The sequence below is a fragment of the Sphaerospermopsis kisseleviana CS-549 genome, assembly GCF_028329225.1.
Lineage (GTDB): Bacteria > Cyanobacteriota > Cyanobacteriia > Cyanobacteriales > Nostocaceae > Sphaerospermopsis > Sphaerospermopsis kisseleviana.
Window position 1 is genome coordinate 20,201 of sequence record NZ_JAQMTI010000110.1, and the last position, 22,742, is coordinate 42,942.

Annotated in this window: 24 protein-coding genes; 12 read left to right on the plus strand and 12 right to left on the minus strand. The window is 37.0% G+C overall.

Features of this window, described 5'->3' with window-relative positions; all coding sequences use genetic code 11:
- Window positions 1–61: 61 nt before the first annotated feature.
- From PN497_RS09750 to PN497_RS09760, 3 genes are all read left to right on the plus strand, one after another.
- The gene (locus tag PN497_RS09750) at window positions 62–766 is read left to right on the plus strand and encodes a DevA family ABC transporter ATP-binding protein (protein ID WP_096571642.1); all 705 of its coding nucleotides are present in this window, start codon (window positions 62–64) and stop codon (window positions 764–766) included.
- A gap of 482 nt (window positions 767–1,248) precedes the next feature.
- Window positions 1,249–1,455 (plus strand): glycogen debranching protein, encoded by a 207-nt coding sequence (locus PN497_RS09755; RefSeq protein ID WP_096571641.1) that lies wholly within the window; start codon window positions 1,249–1,251, stop codon window positions 1,453–1,455.
- A gap of 144 nt (window positions 1,456–1,599) precedes the next feature.
- Window positions 1,600–2,160, plus strand: coding sequence for a methylmalonic aciduria and homocystinuria type D protein (locus PN497_RS09760; RefSeq protein ID WP_096571640.1), 561 nt, complete (start codon window positions 1,600–1,602; stop codon window positions 2,158–2,160).
- A 66-nt stretch (window positions 2,161–2,226) separates the two neighbouring features.
- Here PN497_RS09760 and PN497_RS09765 read toward each other — a convergent pair whose 3' ends face one another.
- Window positions 2,227–3,291 carry a potassium channel family protein gene (locus PN497_RS09765; RefSeq protein ID WP_272110014.1) on the minus strand — a complete coding sequence of 355 codons (1,065 nt, stop codon included), beginning with the start codon at window positions 3,289–3,291 and terminating at the stop codon, window positions 2,227–2,229.
- 370 nt (window positions 3,292–3,661) lie between these two features.
- Between PN497_RS09765 and PN497_RS09770 the strand changes: the two genes are divergently transcribed.
- Entirely contained in the window at window positions 3,662–4,930 is a 1,269-nt protein-coding gene (locus PN497_RS09770; protein WP_096571639.1) for an aspartate aminotransferase family protein, read from the plus strand.
- 147 nt (window positions 4,931–5,077) lie between these two features.
- Here the strand turns inward: PN497_RS09770 and PN497_RS09775 are convergent, their stop codons facing one another.
- From PN497_RS09775 to PN497_RS09785, 3 genes are all read right to left on the minus strand, one after another.
- Window positions 5,078–5,761: a Uma2 family endonuclease gene (locus tag PN497_RS09775; RefSeq protein WP_096571638.1), complete on the minus strand. Its 684-nt coding sequence runs from the start codon at window positions 5,759–5,761 to the stop codon at window positions 5,078–5,080.
- Window positions 5,762–5,802: 41 nt separating this feature from the next.
- Complete coding sequence (tsaB, locus tag PN497_RS09780) at window positions 5,803–6,462, minus strand: tRNA (adenosine(37)-N6)-threonylcarbamoyltransferase complex dimerization subunit type 1 TsaB (RefSeq protein ID WP_096571637.1); 660 nt, start codon at window positions 6,460–6,462, stop codon at window positions 5,803–5,805.
- Between the two features lie 200 nt (window positions 6,463–6,662).
- Window positions 6,663–6,911 carry a Ycf34 family protein gene (locus tag PN497_RS09785; RefSeq protein WP_096571636.1) on the minus strand — a complete coding sequence of 83 codons (249 nt, stop codon included), beginning with the start codon at window positions 6,909–6,911 and terminating at the stop codon, window positions 6,663–6,665.
- A gap of 149 nt (window positions 6,912–7,060) precedes the next feature.
- Between PN497_RS09785 and PN497_RS09790 the strand changes: the two genes are divergently transcribed.
- Complete coding sequence (locus PN497_RS09790; RefSeq protein ID WP_096571635.1) at window positions 7,061–8,371, plus strand: tRNA nucleotidyltransferase/poly(A) polymerase family protein; 1,311 nt, start codon at window positions 7,061–7,063, stop codon at window positions 8,369–8,371.
- Between the two features lie 86 nt (window positions 8,372–8,457).
- Here the strand turns inward: PN497_RS09790 and PN497_RS09795 are convergent, their stop codons facing one another.
- Both PN497_RS09795 and PN497_RS09800 read right to left on the minus strand, forming a co-directional pair.
- On the minus strand, window positions 8,458–8,922 hold the full coding sequence (locus tag PN497_RS09795) for an SRPBCC family protein (RefSeq protein ID WP_096571634.1): 465 nt from the start codon (window positions 8,920–8,922) through the stop codon (window positions 8,458–8,460).
- A 116-nt stretch (window positions 8,923–9,038) separates the two neighbouring features.
- Entirely contained in the window at window positions 9,039–10,619 is a 1,581-nt protein-coding gene (locus PN497_RS09800; RefSeq protein WP_096571633.1) for a B12-binding domain-containing radical SAM protein, read from the minus strand.
- 182 nt (window positions 10,620–10,801) lie between these two features.
- On the opposite strand from PN497_RS09800, the gene PN497_RS09805 reads away from it, so the two are divergent.
- From PN497_RS09805 to PN497_RS09820, 4 genes are all read left to right on the plus strand, one after another.
- Window positions 10,802–11,101 (plus strand): type II toxin-antitoxin system HigB family toxin, encoded by a 300-nt coding sequence (locus tag PN497_RS09805; RefSeq protein ID WP_096571632.1) that lies wholly within the window; start codon window positions 10,802–10,804, stop codon window positions 11,099–11,101.
- Window positions 11,085–11,495, plus strand: coding sequence for a helix-turn-helix domain-containing protein (locus PN497_RS09810; RefSeq protein ID WP_096571631.1), 411 nt, complete (start codon window positions 11,085–11,087; stop codon window positions 11,493–11,495). The genes PN497_RS09805 and PN497_RS09810 overlap by 17 nt, the downstream gene beginning before the upstream one ends.
- Before the next feature lie 67 nt (window positions 11,496–11,562).
- On the plus strand, window positions 11,563–12,570 hold the full coding sequence (gene trpS, locus PN497_RS09815; RefSeq protein WP_096571630.1) for a tryptophan--tRNA ligase: 1,008 nt from the start codon (window positions 11,563–11,565) through the stop codon (window positions 12,568–12,570).
- A gap of 117 nt (window positions 12,571–12,687) precedes the next feature.
- On the plus strand, window positions 12,688–13,602 hold the full coding sequence (locus tag PN497_RS09820; RefSeq protein WP_096571629.1) for a methylenetetrahydrofolate reductase: 915 nt from the start codon (window positions 12,688–12,690) through the stop codon (window positions 13,600–13,602).
- A gap of 43 nt (window positions 13,603–13,645) precedes the next feature.
- Here the strand turns inward: PN497_RS09820 and PN497_RS09825 are convergent, their stop codons facing one another.
- Window positions 13,646–13,783, minus strand: a complete 138-nt coding sequence (locus PN497_RS09825) for a hypothetical protein (protein ID WP_272110019.1) — start codon at window positions 13,781–13,783, stop codon at window positions 13,646–13,648.
- A gap of 83 nt (window positions 13,784–13,866) precedes the next feature.
- Complete coding sequence (locus PN497_RS09830; RefSeq protein ID WP_096571628.1) at window positions 13,867–14,106, minus strand: DUF433 domain-containing protein; 240 nt, start codon at window positions 14,104–14,106, stop codon at window positions 13,867–13,869.
- Between the two features lie 253 nt (window positions 14,107–14,359).
- Between PN497_RS09830 and PN497_RS09835 the strand changes: the two genes are divergently transcribed.
- Window positions 14,360–15,829 carry an aminotransferase class I/II-fold pyridoxal phosphate-dependent enzyme gene (locus PN497_RS09835; RefSeq protein ID WP_096572823.1) on the plus strand — a complete coding sequence of 490 codons (1,470 nt, stop codon included), beginning with the start codon at window positions 14,360–14,362 and terminating at the stop codon, window positions 15,827–15,829.
- Window positions 15,830–15,929: 100 nt separating this feature from the next.
- On the opposite strand, the gene trpC is transcribed toward PN497_RS09835, so the two are convergent.
- Window positions 15,930–16,805, minus strand: a complete 876-nt coding sequence (trpC, locus tag PN497_RS09840) for an indole-3-glycerol phosphate synthase TrpC (protein WP_096571627.1) — start codon at window positions 16,803–16,805, stop codon at window positions 15,930–15,932.
- Window positions 16,806–17,055: 250 nt separating this feature from the next.
- Window positions 17,056–17,337: a HetP family heterocyst commitment protein gene (locus PN497_RS09845; protein WP_096571626.1), complete on the minus strand. Its 282-nt coding sequence runs from the start codon at window positions 17,335–17,337 to the stop codon at window positions 17,056–17,058.
- Between the two features lie 1,126 nt (window positions 17,338–18,463).
- On the opposite strand from PN497_RS09845, the gene PN497_RS09850 reads away from it, so the two are divergent.
- Both PN497_RS09850 and PN497_RS09855 read left to right on the plus strand, forming a co-directional pair.
- Window positions 18,464–20,077 carry a sensor histidine kinase gene (locus PN497_RS09850; protein WP_096571625.1) on the plus strand — a complete coding sequence of 538 codons (1,614 nt, stop codon included), beginning with the start codon at window positions 18,464–18,466 and terminating at the stop codon, window positions 20,075–20,077.
- A gap of 116 nt (window positions 20,078–20,193) precedes the next feature.
- Window positions 20,194–21,069 (plus strand): response regulator transcription factor, encoded by an 876-nt coding sequence (locus PN497_RS09855; RefSeq protein ID WP_096571624.1) that lies wholly within the window; start codon window positions 20,194–20,196, stop codon window positions 21,067–21,069.
- Window positions 21,070–21,232: 163 nt separating this feature from the next.
- Here PN497_RS09855 and PN497_RS09860 read toward each other — a convergent pair whose 3' ends face one another.
- Together PN497_RS09860 and ispE are read right to left on the minus strand one after the other, a co-directional pair.
- Window positions 21,233–21,556 carry a DUF3082 domain-containing protein gene (locus tag PN497_RS09860; RefSeq protein ID WP_096572822.1) on the minus strand — a complete coding sequence of 108 codons (324 nt, stop codon included), beginning with the start codon at window positions 21,554–21,556 and terminating at the stop codon, window positions 21,233–21,235.
- A gap of 181 nt (window positions 21,557–21,737) precedes the next feature.
- Window positions 21,738–22,685, minus strand: coding sequence for a 4-(cytidine 5'-diphospho)-2-C-methyl-D-erythritol kinase (ispE, locus tag PN497_RS09865; RefSeq protein WP_096571623.1), 948 nt, complete (start codon window positions 22,683–22,685; stop codon window positions 21,738–21,740).
- Window positions 22,686–22,742: the final 57 nt, after the last annotated feature.

Here is a 22,742-nt window from a genome sequence, read left to right on the forward strand (position 1 = left end):
TCAGCAAGAATAGGCAATAAATTACTGACTACAAACCATCACAAAATACTCACAACAAACCATGTTAAAAATTAATACTCAATCAAAAATTGCTTCAGATACAGTAATTCATGTTACTCAACTCAATCATTATTTTGGTGAAGGAAATTTAAAAAAACAAGTATTATTTGATATAAACTTAGAAATTAAAGCCGGGGAAATTGTGATTATGACCGGTCCTTCTGGTTCAGGTAAAACCACCTTATTATCATTAATGGGTGGGTTACGTTCTGCTCAAGCAGGAAGTTTGCAAATATTAAATCAAGAAATGCGGGGAGCAAGTAAAAGCAAGTTAACTAAATTGCGTCGTCAAATTGGTTATATTTTCCAAGCGCATAATTTGATGACCTTTTTAACAGCTAAAGAAAATGTGAGAATGTCCTTAGAGTTGCATAAAGAATATTTAAATCAAGATATTAATACTAAGGCTATTTCCATGTTAGAAGAAGTTGGGTTAGGAGATCGTGTAGATTACTATCCAGAGAGTTTATCAGGAGGACAAAAACAAAGAGTAGCGATCGCCCGTGCTTTAGTGAGTCATCCTAAAATAGTATTAGCAGATGAACCTACTGCTTCATTAGATAAACAATCAGGACGGGATGTGGTAGAATTAATGCAAAAATTAGCGAAAGAGCAAGGTTGTACCATTTTGCTTGTGACTCACGATAACCGCATTTTAGATATAGCAGATCGGATTATTTATATGGAAGATGGAAAAATGAACTAGAGATAGACTACTTCATTGAGTCTGGAGTGTTTACATCCCAGCAGTAGGTTGAGATTTTTGAGACTTCCTCTGGGATAGTTGCCTCAAACTAATTTGATGGTAAGCATTCAGTTATTATTAGCAAACGGCCATCTCAAACAACCTGTCAGACTAAAGCATCTGACAATCATAATCAAAGAATTTGTACTCTGTTGAAAACATGAAGAGGCATACTGATCAACAGTGGATTATTAAAAAATTAGGGACAGCACCATTACGACGGATACTAATAGTTCCATTTGTTTTACAAATGATTATTGAACAAAACTCCGTACACCGAAATTCTCTAAAACCCTTTTGCCTTTTGCATGACTGCCTCTTGTCTGCCTAAACAAATAATTTCAGGAATCAAATTGGATCACTATAGATATGATAAGTTTTCAGATGGACATGATATAACAGTTTTACCAAAAGTTTACCACAAGATTTAAAAAGAGGTATCTATGACTATTTGGGTAAATGAGCAAATTGATCCATCAGGAATGATTCATGCTTGTATTGCTTGTTGTGATCAGAGTCAAGCTCAAGATTGTCATGAGTCCTTTCAAAAAGGGTTGACTGATAAGCAAAAAGCAGATGGTTGGGTTGCACAGTTACGTACTGTAAATTCTTGGGATGAAGTTCCAGTCAATGCTTTAAAACTCAATTAATTTAGAGTTGCTTGATAAAACCTCAAATCTGTTTCCTCCTGACTCCTAACTCCTGACATCAAATATTGATGATTTTTTAGAAGTTTTCAGAGTTATTATCATAAGCAAGGAATAATTAAACAAACTTGCAAAAACAGATTAAATGTGGTGAACTATTCCAGTGTTTGCACTTCTGAGCCAGGCTATCCCATTAATTTAGTTGGCAAAACGGGACAAGCTGTACAAATTTCTATTCATAACCCCAGTCAATATATCTGTGCCAATTGCGAACAGATATTACCAGATTGGACACAGCAACAGTTTTTGTGGGTGGTGGTTGTTTTACAACAATCAAAATATCCACTTTTAGAAATTACTGCGGAAACAGAAACAGAAAAAGAAAGGTTACGGGAAAAGTTTATGCGGTTCGGTTGTGATGTGGCTTTTAATTTGCGCGATCGCGGTTATGTCACAGATTTAATTGATCCCCGTACAGGTTATCCTTTACTTTCCCATCCCGGTCCTGTTCCCCATGATGATACAGCAGTTGCTAAAGCTTTACTAAATTATCCTGTGATCAAAAACAAATGCTGTGTACTGGTGCATCCTCAATGGGGTGCTGCTGTTTATCCCAGTGTGTTACTTTCGGCAGCACCACCAGATATTATGGTATCGGTAATGAAAGCGATCGCTCCTTTACATGGATGGATGGAAGTTGATGTTTAGTTAATTCTGCTCCCATATTATTTAAGCAGTGACAACTATTGAAAATCCCCAATCTTAACCCAAATCTTAACTTTGTTTTGGTCTTCTTAGTTGTTGAGAATTAATAGGTCCAAGAATTTGATTTAAACTTCGCAGTTGTTCAGCCGTACCCATACAAATTAGCGTATCTCCTGACATTAAAACAGTGTCTCCCGTTGGTCCACCAATGAGATTACCATCACTGCGACGAATAGCTAAAACTAATGCGCCAGTTTGCGATCGCAATTTCGCTTTTTGTAAAGTTTGCCCCACAAAAGGACAGAACGCCGCATCTAATAAAAATTCTTCCATATATAATTGACGATCTGCACCAGAAAGCATCCCATCTACAAAGTCTAAAATCTGTGGTCTGAGTGCAGCCGCAGCCATGCGTTTACCTCCAGTAATATAAGGGGAAATTACCGCATCTGCCCCACCTCTTTGTAATTTTTGTACAGCTTCTTCTGTACTTGCCCGTGCGATCGCCCGAATATGAGGATTGAGAGTTTTTGCTGATAAAACAGTATATAAATTTTCCGCATCAGAAGGCAACGCTGCCACAATACAAATTGCCCGTTCAATACCAACCTTCAACAAAGTATCATCCAGGGTAGCATCACCCTGATAGACAATATAACCTTCTGACTGAGCTTGTTGCACAGATTCAAAATCAGAATCAATCACTGCAAAAGACACACCTTCAGCCTGAAATTCCTTAGCGATTTGTCGTCCAGTCCGACTAAAACCACAGATAATATAATGTCCAGTTAATGATTCCATTAAACGCCTTTGTTGTCTGAGTCGAATACCCTCTTGAAAATAACCTTCAATTACTGCTTGAGTAAATCTATTGACAATGTAACCGAGATTGATTACACCCATTAAAATCAGGACAATTGTAAACAAACGTCCCCGACTCTCTAGCGGGTTAGTTTCGCTATATCCTACAGTAGCTAAAGTAATGACTGTCATGTAAACCGCATCTTCCCATGACCAGCCCTCCACCAACCAATACCATAAAGTGCCACTAAGGAACACAAAGACTAGGGCTACAGCCCCAGCCATTAACTCTTGTTGAATACGTTTATATTTTTGCTCAAGGGTAGAATACACAGGTAATGACAATTGTAAAAATTCAGGAGTCAGAAGTTATAGGGGCGAAGTAGGGGCGAAGCCTGCCTGTCGGCAGACAGGCATTCGGAAAACAGCCTTTTCATAAAATTGCTCATTGTTCGCCCGAATACTGATGCTTCCAGCACGCTTCGCGAACGCCCTTACAGGAGTCAGAAGGTTTGATAAATTGGTTAATTATCGTAACCAATCAACCTTAAGCTATCAGCAAAAAGTTAAATGCTGACTGAAAAATTAAAACTTAAAAATTAAAAGTTAAAAAAACTTCTTCCTCATACTATAGTAAATTTTGAATTATTTAGAAAAACCTGCTAAATAGATTATAGAATTAAAAATTTCAGGAGGTGCGGTAGTGAGTATCCAAAGTTTAGTTGAACAGCCGATACATCCCTCAAATATGACTGCCTTTAGTGCAGACAGTTTTAATCAAGTGGTGATGTCTACCTACGGACGCTTTCCCATAGCTTTAGAACGAGGTGCTGGCTGTCGCGTTTGGGATACCCAAGGCAGGGAATATCTCGATTTTGTGGCCGGAATAGCTACTTGTACTTTGGGTCACGCCCACCCTGTCATGGTAGAGGCAGTCACACGCCAAATTCAAAAACTGCATCATGTCTCTAATTTATACTATATTCCCGAACAAGGGGAATTAGCCAAATGGATTGTAGATCATTCCTGTGCAGATCGGGTGTTTTTCTGCAACTCTGGCGCTGAAGCCAACGAAGCAGCAATTAAACTAGCGAGAAAATACGCTCACACCGTTTTAGAAATTGCCCACCCCATTATTTTAACCGCCCATGCCAGTTTTCACGGCCGGACATTAGCCACTGTCACCGCTACCGGACAACCAAAGTATCAAAAAAACTTTGATCCTTTAGTGCCTGGTTTCCACTATGTCAAATATAACGATATTAAAGAGGTGGAAGCGGCTGTTACTGAGTTGGATGAAGGAAATTATCGCGTCGGTGCAATTTTAATTGAACCCTTACAGGGAGAAGGCGGAGTTCGTCCTGGAGATAAGAAGTATTTCCAAAGATTACGGGAAATTTGTGATGAAACCGGCATTTTATTGATTTTCGATGAAGTGCAAGTAGGGATGGGACGCAGTGGTAAATTATGGGGTTATGAACATCTGGGAGTAGAACCAGATATTTTCACCAGTGCCAAAGGACTAGGTGGTGGTATCCCCATCGGTGCAATGATGAGTAAGAAATTCTGTGATATTTTTGAACCAGGAGAACACGCTAGTACATTTGGTGGAAATCCTTTTGCTTGTGGTGTAGCTTTAAGTGTGTGCCAAGCTTTGGAAAAAGAGAATATTTTAGAGAACGTCCAAGAACAAGGCGCACATTTACGGGAAGGGTTAAAAATGATTGCCCGTAAATATCCTCATCATATTTCCGAAGTGCGGGGTTGGGGTTTAATCAATGGGATGGAAATAAAAGAAGATAGTTCTTTAACTGCGGCTGATGTTGTGAAAGCGGCGATGGATGAAGGTTTATTATTAGTACCAGCAGGTCCTAAAGTCGTGCGGTTTGTACCTCCTTTAATTGTCACAGATACAGACATCAATCAAGCATTACACACAGTAGAAAAGGCATTAGCTAAAGTTACAGCCTAGATAATTAGTAATTAGTAATTCGTAATTCGTAATTCGTAATTCGTAAATTTAGGATTATCAATTACGAATTTTTCTACATCATTTTCAATACTTTTCGTTAAGTGTGAAAAATCAAACAATTATCAATTGTCAATTATCAATTGATAATTATCCTAAGTGTTCCACAAAAATTTGATGTTCTGCACTTGCTAAACCTTGCTGCAAAATCTCTAATACCTTAGCTAAATTCCCAGCTAACAAAGCAGATTTATCTAACCATAAACCAGGAAACACTTGAGAACAAAAAACCCCATCAGCATTAGCTTCTAACCGTCGATATTCTCCATCTTTTAAAATAAACCAATCAAACTCACCGTCATAAACTCGCCAAATTAAATATTCTTGTACCTGATTTCGCCGATATACTTTAAGTTTATCATGGGCATCAATAGCCGCACTACTAGCCGCAATTTCTACAATTAATTCTGGCGTACCTTCCACATAATCATCTTCACTTATCCGCGACTGTCCCCCATTTTCAATTCTTAATAGTGCATCTGGTTGAGGTTCGTTATCTGCATCTAGACGCACAGTGGTATTATCACCGAGTTCTACACCTGGTGTAGCTGACTCATAGAAACCTAACCAAGTTATGATATAAGCATGAGGTTTTCCATGACTTCTAATTCTTACAGGTGATGCCATATAAACAATTCCTTCAATTAAATCTGCTTTTTTCACATCTGGCATGGTATGATAACGACGTTCAAACTCAGAACGAGTAAGTCTATCACCATTTTCCAAAGGTGGAATTAATTGCACAGGTTTGATAGTATCTTGAGTCAGCGTCATAATGTTTAACCCACTAATTCAACCATTAATTAATTCTATTATTAAACATTTACAGGATGTTGACCATAATAGGGTAAAGCTTCAGACCAATGAGGACGTTTACCTTGTTGCCAATCTAAATAAGCTAATTCTAAAATACTGGTGACAGTTGCCGCTAAACTAGATGTGGCTTTAATTAATTGATATTCAGTTTGCCAATTATTTAAAGTTTCCTGCCATTTTTCTGGTGTAAAAACAGTATCTGCTAATAAAGCAGTAATACCAGAATTATCAGCATTAATTTGATAAATTGCCCCAAAAACTTGACCTCTTTGGGCGGGCATTTCAATAGCTAAAATTGGTTGAATTTCTGAATTTTTACTTTTTTCATACCAGGCAAATGCAGCTAAAGTAGAAACTGCAAAAACCGGAATTTCTAACTGTTGTCCCAAAGTACGAGCAGTAACCACACCGATGCGAGTACCTGTAAAACCTCCGGGACCCTTAGCCACAGCAATAAATTGTAAATCTTGCCATTTTTGAGGTTTAATTAAATCAATTAAATATTGATGAATATGACTAGATACCTCACGTCCTAAATTCCAAACATGGGCGCGGGTATCCTCTGCAAAATTGCTAATTACTAAACCTAATTCCGGTGTAGTAGTGTGCAGTGCTAAAGCGTATTTTTTTTCAGGTAGAGTTTCTAGATTATTGTTCAAGGTAGTTGATTGAAAATAAATAAACAAAGTAAATTATAATATAATATCAAATAAAAACATCATTTCTCTGTGTCCTCTGTGGTTTGTTACTCCATAAATCATCAATAAATTACACAAATATAAAGTAGAGACATTTTAGAAAACATCTCTACAAATTGAAATCAAACAAAATCTAAAATCCAAAATCCAAAATCTAAAATTCAAGTGGGTACTAATTCACCAGGACGTAATTGAGACCATTTACCCATTTCTTTCTTAAAGCTGAGACAACCAACAACATCCCATTCCATTTCAATAATGTCATCTTTTGTGCGAATATTAACATTAATCGAGGGTTCATTGGGGTCAAAATCGGGATTTTCTGTTAAGTGGGGTTGTTGGTGTTGTGTTTCTACTGCGTTGTAGGTTACACAACGGTCTACATAGTGGCAGTTCACGCAAATACACATAATAGAACCAACTCCTAGAACCTTTATAGTTAATGTAGCTTAGGACAAAATATTCAGCATTAGTTAGTGGGTTGATTTTTATTACAATAGTGAGAATTGAGGAGTCAGGAGTCAGGAGTCAGGAGTCAGAATTTTTGGTAAATCAGTAGATGAATAATTCAATTGTTGATATTCTAGATGCCCAAAATTGGCCTTTTAGCTTGGAATGGTTGCCACAACCAGCTTACATGGTGGGTGGTGCGGTGCGGGATGCGATTTTGGGTAGAAGTCGAGAATATTTAGATTTAGATTTTATGATCCCAGATGATGCGGTGAAAGTTGCAAGGGCGATCGCCAAACATTATCGTGCTGGTTTTGTGTTACTGGATGCTGAAAGAAATATTGCCCGTGTGGTTTTTCCTCATGCTACTGCTGATTTTGCCCAACAGGAAGGGGATAGTTTATTAACTGATTTACAAAGAAGGGATTTTACCATCAATGCGATCGCCTATAATCCCCACACCCAGGAAATTATTGACCCCCTTCAAGGTTGTGCAGACATAGAAGCCTGTCTATTACGAATGATATCACCCGAAAATCTGCAAGATGATCCTTTGCGCTTAATGCGTGCCTATCGTCAAGCTGCACAACTGGGATTTACAATAGAACCAACTACCCAAACCACTATTCGCACCTTAGCCGCAGATATTAATAAAGTTGCATCCGAAAGAGTACGGGTAGAAATTAGTTATCTTTTAGACAGTTATCAAGGTACGCCTTGGTTAAAAAGTGCTTGGGAAGATAATTTATTAGCTAGTTTTTTTACAAATGCTAACCGTGAAAGCTTGGAGAAATTAGCCGCAGTTGATCAGGCATACAACTTGATCAGAGAAACATATCCACAGTTAGGGGAAGAACTACAAAAACCTGTCCGTGATACTATCAAAACCACTTGGTTAGCTATTGCTAAACTCGCGTGTTTACTTCACCCTAACCCAGAAATAGCAGAAATCGAATTACAGGAATTAACCTATAGCCGTGCAGAAATTCGGGGTGTAACTACGTCCCTGCGACTGTTCCCGCAATTCAAAAAAGCTAGTTATATGTCCTTACGAGAACAGTATTTTTTGTTTCAGGACGTGGGAGTTGTTTTTAGTGCTACAACTGTCTTAGCCTTAGCAGATGATCTTGTAGTAGGGGCGATGTCTGGCGATAATTCGCTATGCGTTTATGTACCCTTAATCGACCGTTACTTGAACCCTGATGATTTGGTAGCTCACCCCTCACCGTTAGTGAGTGGTAAAGAGGTAATCTTAGCACTAAATATTCCTGCGTCGCCACTTGTGGGTAAAATCTTGAGTGAAATTGCGATCGCTCAAGCTGAGGGTAAAATTAATACAGCCCAGGAAGCGTTAGAATTTGCTAAACAGGTGACTGGGGACTGGGGACTGGGGAAGAAAATTTTAGATTTTAGATTTTAGATTTTAGATTTTAGATTGGAGATCACAAAAACAATCCAAAATCCAAAATCCAAAATCCAAAATCCAAAATAAAAAACTCCTGCCTCCTATTTAGCATACTTAGGAGAGCGTGCTAATTCTTCTGCAACTCGTTTAAATCTCTTGAGTTGTGCTTCCATATCGGCTTTTGTCCAAGATGCGGCAAAAGTATTAAAACCCCAACTAACAACAGGGTTAGGAATTTTAAACTCAAAGCGGTTAATTAAAAGTGTACCTTTAGGAAATGGTTGACATTCCCAGCGATCGCACCCTTGAAAAAACCCTTTAAACCCCCAAACTATCAAACCCGGTTGTCTTTCAATCACCACAGTATTTAAAGTAGGTTTAATCACCGGAATTTGAATCATAAACCGACTACGACTACCTAGTTCTGTACTCCACACTTCTCCCACAGGTTCGCAACGGAGAACAGGGTTAAGCCAACGGTGCATTAAAGTTAAATCAGTTAAACATTGTTCTACCAACGTAGCAGGAGCATTAATTTTAATTGATTGTTCTAAAACCTGGGACATTTTTTATTAATAAGGCTATTGCTATGTTTATCATAAGCTACTATAGCAATTCTATCTTATTTGTGAAATATCTCAGGCTCAAATACTCGGCTTTGTTAAAATTAATTTACAGTTTCTTAACTCACAGCTTCTAATTGTAAACTTGCGGTTTCTTTATTCTCCAATTCTTGCTGCTGTAATAATACTAATTCTGCTGCTAGTTCAGCTTTTACTTCATAACGGAACTTAAAGAAATGTTCACCCACACCTAAAACAATTAAATAATCATATAATAAATTTGGTTTACGCCATGCCATGACTATTAATTGCCACCAAAAATGAAATCTTGTAGAACGTAATATTCCCTGTCTCCAACAAATAGCCTTTAAAAAATCCCACTCTGCTTTTGTTAAAGTACGTTGATATTTAGCCCGCCAACCTTCCATCATCATAAAATGGCGAAAAGTCCGTTTTAGATATGGTAATGGTTCATAAAGATTCCAAAAAGTATCAATAAACTCGGTAACAATTTCCGACATCGGACGGGTAGGAACAAAATTCATCAAAGCTTTCTGAGAAGTAAAATATTTACCTAAACCATCCATTAAACGTCCTTCTTTTTGCAGACGAGTCCACATTGCTGTATTTGGTAATGCTTGCAATAAACTGAGATGGGCTTGGGGAATACTCGTTTCTTCCACAAACTCTTGAATCCGTTTACCAGCACCCGTTTTTTCACCATCAAATCCTAAAATAAAACCAGACATAATTTGTAATCCGGCCTTGGTAATTTTGTGACAGGATTCAACTAATGAAGTTCGAGTATTTTGCTCTTTATTTACTCCCGCTAAACTTTCTACATCAGGGGTTTCTATCCCCATAAATACCTGGACAAAACCAGCTTTAACCATCAATTCTAATAACTCATCATCTTCGGCTAAATTCAAAGAAGCTTCTGTTAATAAAGCAAAGGGATAATTACGTTCTTCCATCCAGGGAATTAATGCCCTTAAAAATACTTTGGCATTACGTTTATTACCGATAAAGTTATCATCAACAATAAACACATAACGCCACCAACCCATCTGATATAATACTTCTAATTCTGCCAAAATTTGTTCTGGTGTTTTCGTGCGGGGTTTACGTCCAAAAAGGGTGATAATATCACAAAATTCACATTGAAAGGGACAACCGCGAGAAAACTGTACCGTCATTGCTATATAAGCATCTAAATCTAATAAATCAAATCTTGGTATAGGAGTTTGGGTAACATCTGGTTTTTCTGTAGCGCGGAAAATACCCTTTTCTTCTCCCTTTGCTAAAGCTGCTAAAAACATGGGAATAGTAATTTCCCCCTCATCTAAAATTAAATAATCTGCTCCCGCTTCTAGGGCAAATTCTGGTACAGATGTGGCAAATGGTCCACCGACTGCAACTTTTTTACCTAATGTTTTAGCTTTTTTAATTAATTCACCAAAATCTTGTTTTTGAATAATCATTGCTGAGATAATAACTAGATCGCACCATTGCCAATCTGCATCAGTTTCTAAACGAACATTGCGATCTACTAATCTCATTTCCCAGTCATTTGGTAGCATTGCTGCTACAGTGATTAAACCCAAGGGGGGATTTGTAGCACGTAAATTAGCCAAATCAAGAGTTTCCTGATAAGACCAAAAAGAATTAGGCATGATCGGCCATATTAATAAAGCTTTCATCAAGCATATCCCCCAGATTTGCTTTATGTCTAAATACCCATTTAGTCTTGAACTATAAAAGCTGGATCAGTTAGCTTTTATCCCTCTGGAGGTACAGATTTTTTAATTTATATATAGACAAAATATGGACAAGGTATTATAATTATCTCAGCCATCGAAAAAATATGGGGATTTAAACAGGAGTGAATGTTATTAGTCGGAAAATTTTGCGAGATTTCTGTTTAAACCATGCTGATTCCTGCGATGCACTTTATGACTGGTATAGAGTAGCAAGTAAAGCTCAATGGCAAAACTTAATTGAAGTCCAATCATTTTATAAAAGTGCTGAATCAGTAGGAAATTTTACAGTTTTTAACATTAGAGGAAATAACTATCGTTTAATAGTTGATATTGTCTATGCTAGTCAAAGAATTTATATAAAGTATATTTTAACTCATGCTGAATACGATCAAGGAAAATGGAAAAATGACCCTTACTTTTAACCGAGAGTCCTACGCAGCTTTACTGGCTAAATATCAACCAAAAGTAATCACTACAGAAGCAGAAAATGAAAACGCGATCGCTATTGTAGAGGATTTAGAACACCGTTCCCATCTCACTCCAGAGGAAAAAGCACTATTGGAATTATTGGTAACATTAATTTCCAAATTTGAAGAAGAAAATTATCCCATACCTCAAGGAACACCACATTCTATGTTACTGCACTTAATGGAAGCGCAAAATGTGACCCAAGAAGATTTATTTGCAGTGGTTGGATCACCTAATATAGTGTATGAAATTATTGATAATCAATTACCAATCAATAAAAATCAAGCTCAGGCTTTAGCTGATTTTTTTGATGTAGATGTGGAACTTTTATTAACTAATCCCCAATGACTACTAAAATAGGTTTTGTAACCGCCACCTAAAAAAGCGGGGAAGAGGAGATAACTAAGAAATAATTATGGGTAAGCAGCGCGTTTTGTCGGGAGTTCAACCAACTGGTAACTTACACTTGGGTAATTACTTGGGTGCTATTCGTAACTGGGTAGAGATTCAAGACCAGTATGAAAATTTCTTTTGTGTGGTAGATTTACACGCCATCACAGTACCACATAACCCCGCCACCTTAGCGGCTGATACTTACACCATCGCTGCTTTATATTTAGCCTGTGGCATTGATCTACAACATTCTAACATTTTTGTCCAATCTCACGTTTCTGCCCACAGTGAGCTTTGTTGGTTGTTAAACTGCATCACTCCCTTAAATTGGTTGCAAGATATGATTCAATTTAAGGAAAAAGCCTTGAAACAAGGGGAAAATGTCGGTGCGGGTTTGTTGACTTATCCCGTTTTAATGGCTGCGGATATCTTACTTTATCAAGCGGATAAAGTTCCAGTGGGTGAGGATCAAAAGCAACATTTAGAACTAGCGCGGGATATTGTTAACAGGTTTAATCATCAATTTGCTAAGGATAAACCTGTATTAAAATTACCAGATCCTTTAATTAGAAAAGAGGGCGCAAGGGTAATGAGTTTAACCGATGGGACAAAGAAAATGTCAAAGTCTGATCCTTCGGAGTTAAGCAGAATCAATGTTTTAGATCCACCAGATCAAATTACAAATAAAATCAAACGTTGTAAAACTGATCCAGTACGCGGTTTAACCTTTGATGATCCAGAAAGACCGGAATGTAATAACCTGTTAACTTTGTATATGCTGCTGTCTGGGAAGACTAAGGAAGCAGTAGCGGCTGAATGTGCGGATATGGGTTGGGGACAGTTTAAACCTTTATTGACAGAAACAGCGATAAATGCTTTAAAACCAATTCAGGACAAATATAAAGAGGTAATGGCAGAAAAAGGTTATTTAGAATCAGTGTTAAGAGATGGTAGAGAAAAAGCGGAAGCTATAGCTAATCAAACTTTAGCAGATGTGAAAGCTGCGTTAGGTTATACAGCGCGGTTGTAATTTTGAGAAGATATAAGATCCCCGATTTCTCCAAGAAGTCGGGGATCTGTTTAAGCTAGAAAGGTAATTTGTTTTACTCTTGAAGAAAACCTCAAAACTCAAAATTAAATTTGCATTATGCAGGATAGTCATAAAACCAGTACATTAAACAACTTCCGTAAAGCAGTACAAGCAGGAGAATTTTTAGTGACTGCGGAAGTTGCACCACCCAAAGGGGGAAACATCACCCATACCATTGAAATGGCGGCGACTCTTAAGGGGAGAGTTCATGCTGTCAATATTACCGATGGTAGCCGCGCTGTGTTAGGAATGTCACCTTTAGCAGCTTCAGCAATTTTATTGCAACATGGAATTGAGCCAATTTGTCAATTTGCTTGCCGCGATCGCAATAGAATCGGATTACAAGCAGATTTAATGGGCGCTCATGCTTTGGGTATTCGTAACATTTTAGCCTTAACCGGCGACCCTGTAAAAGCAGGTGATCATCCCGATGCCAAAGCTGTTTTTGATTTAGAATCTATCAGATTATTGCAGTTAATTAGAAACATGAATCAGGGGGTTGATTTTAATCATAAAACCCTAAATGATGGCGCATTAGATTTGTTTGCAGGTGCAGCAGTTGATCCACAGTCTAAAAGTTGGTCAGGTTTACAAAGTCGGTTTGAAAAGAAAATAGAAGCGGGAGCGCAATTTTTTCAAAGTCAATTAATTACTGATTTTGAAAAATTAGAAAAATTCATGGATCAAATTGCATCTCGTTACAATAAACCTATTTTGGCGGGAATATTTCTTTTGAAGTCGGCGAAAAATGCCCAGTTTATTAATAGGATGGTCCCTGGTGTGAATATTCCTGATCATATTATTGAGAGATTGGAAAAAGCCAAACATCCGTTACAGGAAGGGATGAAAATTGCAGCCGAACAAGTGCAGATGGCACGGGGTTTGTGTCAGGGAGTGCATATTATGGCGGTGAAAAAAGAAGAGGCGATCGCGCCAATTTTGGATTTAGCGGGGGTGGAGAAAGTTAGTTAGAATAAATAGCGATTGCATTTATTAAATTAGGTGCGATCGCTGATCAAAACACCTTACGAGTCTCTGGTATCAGAGGAAGTAAATCAGCGAGCTTGTTACTCAGTGCTATGAGAACGAGGACTGCCACACCAGCTTGCTGTAAATTTTGTTGATAACGCAAATTTTGATCAGTAGTAAGCAAAATTGTGAATCCTTCCTGACTCAACAACTGTCTGTATTTTGTAATCAGAAAATTCACGCTTTAGAGGTCTTGGTACACATTCATCAAGCAGGATTCGCATAAGCTGTCAGCATTTCCTTTGCTAATTCAAGGGCTGCGATCGCCTGTTCCCGACTAACACTAGGGAAATGATCTAGAAATACCTCTAATGAATCACCAGCTTCAAGATAATCAAGTAGGGTTCTCATTGGCACACGAGTTCCCACAAAAACAGGGATTCCTCCTAAAATGTCGGGATCACTATGAACCACAGACAGTAATGATCGCTGGAAAGAATTTATCATATTTAAAATCAGAAATATCAGGGTGTAATTGAATTTTAACGCAATCGCATTTATCAGGTTAAGTGCGATCGTTGCCCCCGAAGAAGGCGATCGCGCCGATTTTGGATTTAGCAGGGGTGGGGAAGCTTAGTTAATTGAAAAAGTGATCATATTTAAAGTGATCATATTTATTGAGTTAGATGCGATCGTTATCCAAGTTACCTTAGAAGTTACCCTTTTACCTGAAGCTCTAAACGCTTCATTTTGCCCAAAAATGCTCAACCAAAATCAAACCCCCCTCATTGATGCTCTCAAAACTTCCATCTCTCGTCCCCATGCACCATTTTACACCCCTGGACACAAACGCGGTGCAGGAATTTCCCCAATTTTAACCGATTTAATCGGTAAAGATGTCTTTCGCGCTGATTTAACGGAACTGGCAGAATTAGATAATTTATTCACTCCTGAAAGCGCAATTTTAGCCGCACAAGAATTAGCCGCAGAGGCTTTTGGTGCGGAAAAAACTTGGTTTTTAGTTAATGGTTCTACCAGCGGAATTGAAGCCGCAATTATCGCTACTTGCAGGATGAATGATAAGATAATTATGCCCAGAAATGTGCATTCTTCTGTAATTGCTGGTTCAATTCTTTCTGGTGCAATTCCTATTTTTATCAATCCTGAATATGATGAAAATTTAGATATTACACACAGCATTACACCAGAAAATTTAACAGCAACTTTAGCTAAACATCCTGATGCTAAAGCTGTGTTAATGGTTTACCCAACTTATTACGGTGTGTGTGGAGATTTAAAAAGTATTGCCGAAATTACCCATCAATATAATATTCCTTTAATTGTTGATGAAGCACATGGCGCACATTTTCATTTTCATCCCCATTTACCTATCTCAGCTTTAACCGCAGGTGCAGATTTAACAATACAATCTATTCATAAAACATTAGGTGCAATGACTCAAGCATCAATGTTACATTGTCAAGGAAATAGAATTAATATTAATAGATTAAATAAAGCATTACAATTAGTTCAATCTACAAGTCCGAGTTTTATTCTTTTAGCTTCTCTTGATGCTGCACGTCACCAAATGGCAGTTAATGGGGAAATTTTGATGTCTCAAACTTTGCAGTTAGCGGAAATTGCAAGAATTGAAATTAGTCAAATTCCCAGTTTATCAGTTTTAGAGATCCCTCAAATTAATAAAAATGGCTTTTTTGATTTGGATAAAACCCGTTTGACTGTGAATATTGCCAACTTAGGTTTAACGGGTTTTGATGCTGAAGATATGCTTAATGAAATGGGTGTAACATCTGAATTTTCATCCTTACGAAATCTCACTTTTATTATTAGTTTAGGTAACAATAAATCAGATATTGGTGAATTAGTAACAGGGTTAAAAAAATTAACTCAGATACCACAATTGACAAGTCAGTACAAAATATGTAAATATAGAAACGGTGCTATAATAGATCATATTATGTGCATTTCGCCCCGTGAAGCTTTTTTTGCTGATAGTGAAACCCTACCTTTAGAGAAAACAGTAAATAGAATTTGTGCAGAAAATATATGTCCCTATCCCCCAGGAATACCTGTATTAATGCCTGGGGAACTAATCACAAAACCAGCTATAGAATATCTCCAAAAAATTCAGTCTTTAGGGGGATTTATTAGCGGTTGTGTTGATTCAACTTTGCAAACTTTAAAAGTAGTGAAAGTAGAGATGTTTTAACGAAGGCAGGAGGCAGAAGGCAGGAGGCAAAAGTTAATATTCTCCCCTGCTTCCCCTGCTTCCCCTGCTTTCTTCACTGTCACCTGTCACCTGTCACCTATTAAACTCCTTTTTTCACTAAGTCTTTATAGATTGGAATTTTGGATTTAAATAAACTACTGACAGCAGTTTCTAAATCTTCTTGTTTGAGTAAAGAATCTCCCATCAAAACTGCATTCACACCTGCATCTGACATTAGGGATAAATCAGCAGGTGTTTCAATTCCCGATTCACTGACAACCAAAATACCTAAGTTTTGTAAATGTGTTCTCCTAGCTGCCATTAATTGCTGAGTAGTGCCAATATTAACACTAAAATCTTCTAAACTGCGGTTGTTAATGCTGATAATGCGGACATCTTCTAACTTGATCACCCGATCTAATTCACTCAAATTGTGAACTTCAACTACAGCATTCATTCCCAAATAGTGAATCACCCGCAAAAAGTTATTAATCTGCTGATCAGTAAGAATAGCAGCAATTAATAAAATTGCATCCGCACCTGCTGCACGTGCTAAATAAATTTGACAAGGATCAAGAATAAAATCTTTGCATAACAAAGGTAATGTTATGCGATGTCGAATAATCCGCAGATGATCAAAACCACCATGAAAAAACTTTTGATCAGTCACAACAGATATACAAGTTGATCCACCGCGTTCATAGGATTTAGCTATAGACAAAGGATCAAAATCTTGTGTAGTGACATCTTGATTAGGGAATGTTTTTTTAACCTCTGCGATCAAACTAGGTTTATAAATACTTTGTTGTAAAGCAGTAAAAAAATCTCTGACAGTGGGAGCCGCAGTTAATTGACGTTGCAAAGACGCGAGAGACATTTCTTGTTGCATTTGTGCAACTTCTAGCTTTTTCTGCCATACAATCTCTCTGAGTATGGGTTGCAGAGAACTATTAGACATGGAAATTGGGTAAATCATGATGAGAATGAATTAATAATTATTAGTTAACAGTTAAGAAATTCCCACCTTCGTTTTTCTTACAGTAAGTTATGAACAATATGGCTGGGATAACAAAACATTTTTTAATCTAATTTTCTTGGATATGAGATTGAAAATGCTTATCAATTTAATGTGCCAATTAATGTGTAAATTTGTGGGTTTACCAAACATATATAATGCCTGAAAATACTTCTAGTAAACCCACACCCAGCTTCATTTTCTGGCTTGATTATAAATGAATCCAACTGGATTTGAGGTTAAACATTTCTACCTCTTTTTTAGTAGCAGTTTGCTCTTGTCTAGAGCCACCAAGTAGGCAATTATTTTTGAGCAATCTGATATAAGTACGGTAGGGTATATAGTCAATAGGGTTGTGTCCAGAAAAACGCAACAGCAAAACACAAGCCCAGGAATACTTGCCAGCTATAATTGCCTTAACTATTTGTTCTACTTGTTCAGTATTAATTTTCCTATTAATTTGTCTATTATAATCAGCAACGTTTTGACTCATGGTATGCACTCCTATTTGTGAATGAAATTCAATCAATAGCTTGGCAGCTTTTCCTCATATTTCAAAAATCTCAGCACAGTGGAAGTAGTAGTAGATCATGCTGAGACAAACACCTGCTGATGAAAAATTTATAAACATATATCAAGGGTTTTCTCTGTTTTGATTGGGGTTGGGGGTAGACTGAACCAGCTAGAGCAGCTGTTTGGTTAAGAGATATATAGCTAAAACCACCAATACAGATTCAACCTCTTGCAGAAGTTACCTCTTTCATTAAGCCTACTCAAAGTTTCACACCGGATAAATGAACTATTTTTTGATCGATTTGTCTATTTTTTCGCTCTTGCATTTTTTTTGATGATCCTTCACTCTGATAGCTTGTATTTCTAAGGATGATTTTTGACGATGGAATCAGTATTTTATATTTTGTGTACCTCAACACATTCTTGCTTTACAATTTATATATCTTTGGTAAGAGGTTTCGTTGCTTACAGGTTTTTTTACAGAAATCTCTTCCATAGGGAGGATGACTGGGCGTATTTAGATATAGTTAGATCCTTTCTATGGTAAATTTATTACATTCTTAGATAATGTTCCCAATTGAGCAAATTTCTGAAACTTAACGCAGACAGAAGAGGCTGTTTCTGTCATGGGGATTTATAAGCGGCTGCAAAAACTTTGCACGAAGTCCGGTTTTCCAGCCGATTTTTCGATAATCTAGGTAAACTACATATCTATTACATTTGATATAAAAGTTTTTTATAGTTCCAAGAATGTAGCCTTACCAGTAGACTCTCAAATTTTTACAAATTTTTAACAAATTTTGTGGGGGAGTTCACTAAAAATCTTACCTGGGATTCTTTTAAAGTTCACAATTGAAAGTATGGTATTTTATTTTTACCAAAAAAATACTTAATTTAGGAATAACAAACACTTATATATGCAACAAAATTGAAATAATGATTTCTTTATTGTTAAGATTAAACCTAAATTCAATCGGACTGACAAATTCATAGCATCATCAAAGTAAATTAACCAAAATCCTGTTTCCTTTTGCCTCTTGCCTGTCATAACGACAATTTTTAACGCTCACCTACTTATGAACTAAGACTTAGGAGTAAATCTTGATATGTATTCTGGGGATTCCGGGTTAGCAAAAGTCAACTCAAAATGGAGTTTACAGCCAAGCTTGAAGTTTAAAATTGTAGATTTTCTCATTAATCAAACTATAGATGCTGCTTTTTGTTTAGGAGAAAACGCGCAGTTTATTTATGTCAACAATGCCACTTGCACGCTCACAGGATACTCCCGGGAAGAATTACTATCCATGAATCTGAGTGATTTGGATATAGATTTTTTATTACATAACTGGTCAGAACAATGGCAAAATATGAAAAATTTAGATCACCTCTCCTTTAAATGTCGCTATCGCTCAAAGGAAGGACGAATATTTTTAGCTGAACTAAATCTTACTTATATAAAATATCCAAGTAACGAGTTTTGCTGCGGGTTTATTCGGGAAAATAATAACTTAGTAGAATTAAGTGTCCAAAAATGGATTAATGAAGGTAGAGAAAGTAAAAAGAAATTACAACAGGAAAGTAATAAACAGGAAGGTGATAAAATTCAACATCAGCATATTGATAACTTACTGCAACTCAGAGAGTCTAGATTTCGTACCTTACTAGAAGCAACAAAGGCTGGTATTTTCCTAATTCAAGGTAGACAAATTTACTATGTCAATTCTGCTGCGGAATTACTCACCGGTTATACAAAAAAGGAACTATTAGCAGACTTTGATTTTAACCAAATTATCAAAAGTCGAACATCTAAACCTCCAGAAACAACTAACTGGGAATTTGAATATCAGGAGATAAATATTATTACCAAAGATGGTAAAGAACGATGGTTAGATGTTGCCATGACTCGCTTTGATGGAGGGGTAGATTTTGATGGTCAAGAAGTTGAAGTCATTACAGCTACTGATATCACAGATTATAAATCTGCACAATTGGAATTGCATCAGGCTTTAGAACAAGCACAAGAAATCAGTAAAATTCGAGCTAATCTTGTGGGTATACTCTGCCATGAATTTCGGACACCACTAAATGTTATTTCATTTTCCAATAGCTTACTCAGACGACATATAGATAAATGGGAAACAGACAAGAAATTAATATTTATTGAACACATTCAAACAGCATCTGAACAAATCAATCAGGTATTAGATGATATTTTATTATTATCTAAAGCAGAATCAGCGCAAATTATAGTTGAGCAGCAAAAGGTTAATATTGTGAATTTTTGTCAAGATTTAATTACAAAAATGGTAATCATTAATAGTAATAAATATATTGATTTTCAGAGTCAAGGCAACTGTTTAGACGTATGGATTGACCAAAAAATACTGAAACCAATTTTGAATAACTTGCTAGACAATGCAATTAAATATTCTCACCCTAATAGTGTGGTGGACTTAATTGTTTCGTGTCACCAGGAAAAAATACAGTTTCAGGTTAAAGATAAAGGTATTGGTATTCCCGAAATAGACCAAGAAAGACTTTTTGAACCGTTTTATCGAGGTAGCAATGTTGATAATACTTCGGGAACAGGACTAGGCTTATCAATTGTCAAAAATCTAGTTGATTTATATGGAGGTCAAATCACAATGGTTAGTAAAGTGGGTGTCGGTACTACATTTACCTTAGTTCTACCATCAGTTCCCATATTTCCCAGTTCATAGAAAAAAGGGAAAGAGTCTTTTGCAGGATGAATTATCAATTATCAATTATCAATTATCAATTATCAATTATCAATTGCTATTAATCATTCCCTGTTAGAACTTTTATTGGTTTCAAAATGATACGCGAATCGTCGAAAACAATTCTTGTAATTGAAGATGATGCTATTACCCGCCATCTCTTCTTAGACAGTCTTGAGGCTGAAGGTTTTGTTACGATAGGAGCAGAAAATGGTCAACTTGGTATTCGGCAAGCAGAAGAAAATTTACCTGATTTGGTAATTTGTGATCTGCTCATGCCAGTTATGGATGGTTACAGTGTTTTAACTAAGCTACGTCAAAATCCTCTCACAGCAATTATTCCTTTTATTTTTCTCACAGCAAGTAATTCTAAGGCTTCTATGAGAACAGGAATGGAGTTGGGAGCAGATGATTATTTAAGTAAACCTGCTACTGTCGATGAGTTGCTGAAAGCAATTTCTATTCGATTAGAAAAACAATCTTTGCTCAGATCCTGGTATAGTCCGAACTCTCATCAAGTTTTGCAAAAAGTTTCAGAACTTCCAGCTACATTAGGAAATTCAGAGTTAATCTTCCCTAATATCTCCCACCTGCAAAAAGTTTTTGACTATATTGAGGCTCATTATCACCAAGGTATTACTTTATCTGATGTCGCCGAAGCTGTTGGTTATTCTCCAGCTTATTTAACTAACCAAGTATCCAAACAAACGGGAAAAAGTGTTAATACTTGGATAGTTCAACGTCGTATGGCCGAAGCGTGTTCCTTACTAAAAAGTACGAATTTGACAATTGAAGAAATTGCTACCAAAATAGGCTATCAAAATTCTTGTCATTTTTCTCGCCAGTTTAGTCACCATCACAAATTGTCGCCGACTCTTTGGAGAAAACAAAATCAATTACTTCAGGTTTCCGCATCTGCCAAATTGCAATTTATCAAATCTCGTTCTCAATTAACAAACCCTGTTTCTTGTTAATATCAGAATAATGGACAATTGACAATTGACAATTGACAATGGACAATTACCAAACCTGGAAGTGAGTAGGATTAGAAGATAGAAATTTTTTTCTTTCTTCTCCTGGGAAAAGATCAGTTTTCAAACCTGAATAAAACAATTGTCAATTATCAATTATCAATTATCAATTTTTAGAGGTTGTAAACTGTTGGATTAATAATTGTATTGCCAACGCTAACAAACCCAAGGCTACTATACCAAAGATTCCCGTTCCCAAAGCCACCACACCCACCACTAAGGTACGAACAGCGGAGGCGATATTGAGGACTATTTGGTTATCAGAATGAATAGGTTTATTAGCAAAAGTGGTAGCGATCGCAATCATTAAAGAATACATCGCAAATGCAAATCCTCCTGACATTACCGCCCCAGTTATACACCTTAATGGCGTTGGTGGAACTTGTTCGGGAGTCTCTTTTTCTTTTTCGTTAACTTTGGGTTTGTTCATAATTTGCTCATTGGTAATTGGTAATTGGTAATTGGTAATTGGGTTATTAGCTTCCCCTACTTCCTGACTCCTGTACGGGCGAAGCATTCGGAAAATAGCCTTTTCATAAAATTGATAATTTTTCGCCCGAATGCTTCGCCCCTACGACTCCTGACTCCTACCTCCTGCCTCCTGACTCCTATCAATTTAATATCTGAATCCCATTGCCAATTGTCTGAGTTACAAACAATTCTAAATCCTCATCAGGAATTGCTTCTCTAATTTTCTGCTTAACTATTTCTGCTTGTGCTTTTGATTCCACAATAGCAAATACAGAAGGTCCAGAACCTGACATCATTGTGCCTAAAACCCCTTCTTGACTAGCAAATAATTCCCGCAATTGTAATACTTGAGAATAAGAAGGTAATACCACTTTTTCTAAATCATTGTGCATTTTGTTGGCGATTTTTACTGCATCTTTATTGACGATAGCTTTGACAATTTCTGCCGAATGCACTGCACTAGCACGAGCCGCTAAATCTTCAGTATTTGTCATATAGGTACTACCAAATACTTGCCGATAGGTTTTATAAGCCCAAGCTGTAGAAACTTCCAAACTGCGATATTTAGCTAATACTATATATATGTGATCTAAACTAGGTAAAGGAGAAAGTTTTTCACCTCTACCTGTAGCTATTACTGTTCCTCCCGCAATACAAAATGGCACATCTGAACCGAGTTGTGCGCCTAATTCTTCTAATTCTGATTGAGTTAATCCCAAATTCCACATCAAATCTATACCCACTAACACCGCTGCTGCATTTGTCGAACCTCCAGCTAAACCCGCAGCAACAGGAATGTTTTTTCTCACAGTAATATCAATCCCACCAAAATTACTAAAAGCATCAGGAAATTGCTTGGCCATTAGTGCAGCGGCTCTGTATGCTAAATTACTGTTATCTGTAGGTACTTGGGGATGATGACAATAAACGCGAATCGCTTCTGTGCTGGCAGCGTGTAAATCTATTTGATCTGCAAGGTCTATGCTTTGCAATATCATTGCTAACTCATGATATCCATCAGGGCGGTTGCCGATGATTTCTAAATACAAGTTTATTTTCGCAGGTGCAATTAAGCTATAAGAACGCATATAAGTTATCAGGAGTCAGGAGTCAGGAGTCAGGAGAAAGGAGTCAGGAGTCAGGAG

Coding starts and splice junctions, on each gene's coding strand:
- PN497_RS09810 (WP_096571631.1), top strand. CDS start 11,085: ATGACCCTTACTTTTAACCGAGAGTCCTACGCAGCTTTACTGGCTAAA.
- PN497_RS09800 (WP_096571633.1), bottom strand. CDS start 10,619: ATGAAAGCTTTATTAATATGGCCGATCATGCCTAATTCTTTTTGGTCT.
- ispE (WP_096571623.1), bottom strand. CDS start 22,685: ATGCGTTCTTATAGCTTAATTGCACCTGCGAAAATAAACTTGTATTTA.
- PN497_RS09860 (WP_096572822.1), bottom strand. CDS start 21,556: ATGAACAAACCCAAAGTTAACGAAAAAGAAAAAGAGACTCCCGAACAA.
- PN497_RS09790 (WP_096571635.1), top strand. CDS start 7,061: ATGAATAATTCAATTGTTGATATTCTAGATGCCCAAAATTGGCCTTTT.
- PN497_RS09855 (WP_096571624.1), top strand. CDS start 20,194: ATGATACGCGAATCGTCGAAAACAATTCTTGTAATTGAAGATGATGCT.
- trpC (WP_096571627.1), bottom strand. CDS start 16,805: ATGATTTACCCAATTTCCATGTCTAATAGTTCTCTGCAACCCATACTC.
- PN497_RS09795 (WP_096571634.1), bottom strand. CDS start 8,922: ATGTCCCAGGTTTTAGAACAATCAATTAAAATTAATGCTCCTGCTACG.
- trpS (WP_096571630.1), top strand. CDS start 11,563: ATGGGTAAGCAGCGCGTTTTGTCGGGAGTTCAACCAACTGGTAACTTA.
- PN497_RS09750 (WP_096571642.1), top strand. CDS start 62: ATGTTAAAAATTAATACTCAATCAAAAATTGCTTCAGATACAGTAATT.
- PN497_RS09830 (WP_096571628.1), bottom strand. CDS start 14,106: ATGATAAATTCTTTCCAGCGATCATTACTGTCTGTGGTTCATAGTGAT.
- PN497_RS09785 (WP_096571636.1), bottom strand. CDS start 6,911: ATGTGTATTTGCGTGAACTGCCACTATGTAGACCGTTGTGTAACCTAC.
- PN497_RS09850 (WP_096571625.1), top strand. CDS start 18,464: ATGTATTCTGGGGATTCCGGGTTAGCAAAAGTCAACTCAAAATGGAGT.
- PN497_RS09755 (WP_096571641.1), top strand. CDS start 1,249: ATGACTATTTGGGTAAATGAGCAAATTGATCCATCAGGAATGATTCAT.
- PN497_RS09775 (WP_096571638.1), bottom strand. CDS start 5,761: ATGACGCTGACTCAAGATACTATCAAACCTGTGCAATTAATTCCACCT.
- PN497_RS09835 (WP_096572823.1), top strand. CDS start 14,360: ATGCTCAACCAAAATCAAACCCCCCTCATTGATGCTCTCAAAACTTCC.
- PN497_RS09845 (WP_096571626.1), bottom strand. CDS start 17,337: ATGAGTCAAAACGTTGCTGATTATAATAGACAAATTAATAGGAAAATT.
- PN497_RS09820 (WP_096571629.1), top strand. CDS start 12,688: ATGCAGGATAGTCATAAAACCAGTACATTAAACAACTTCCGTAAAGCA.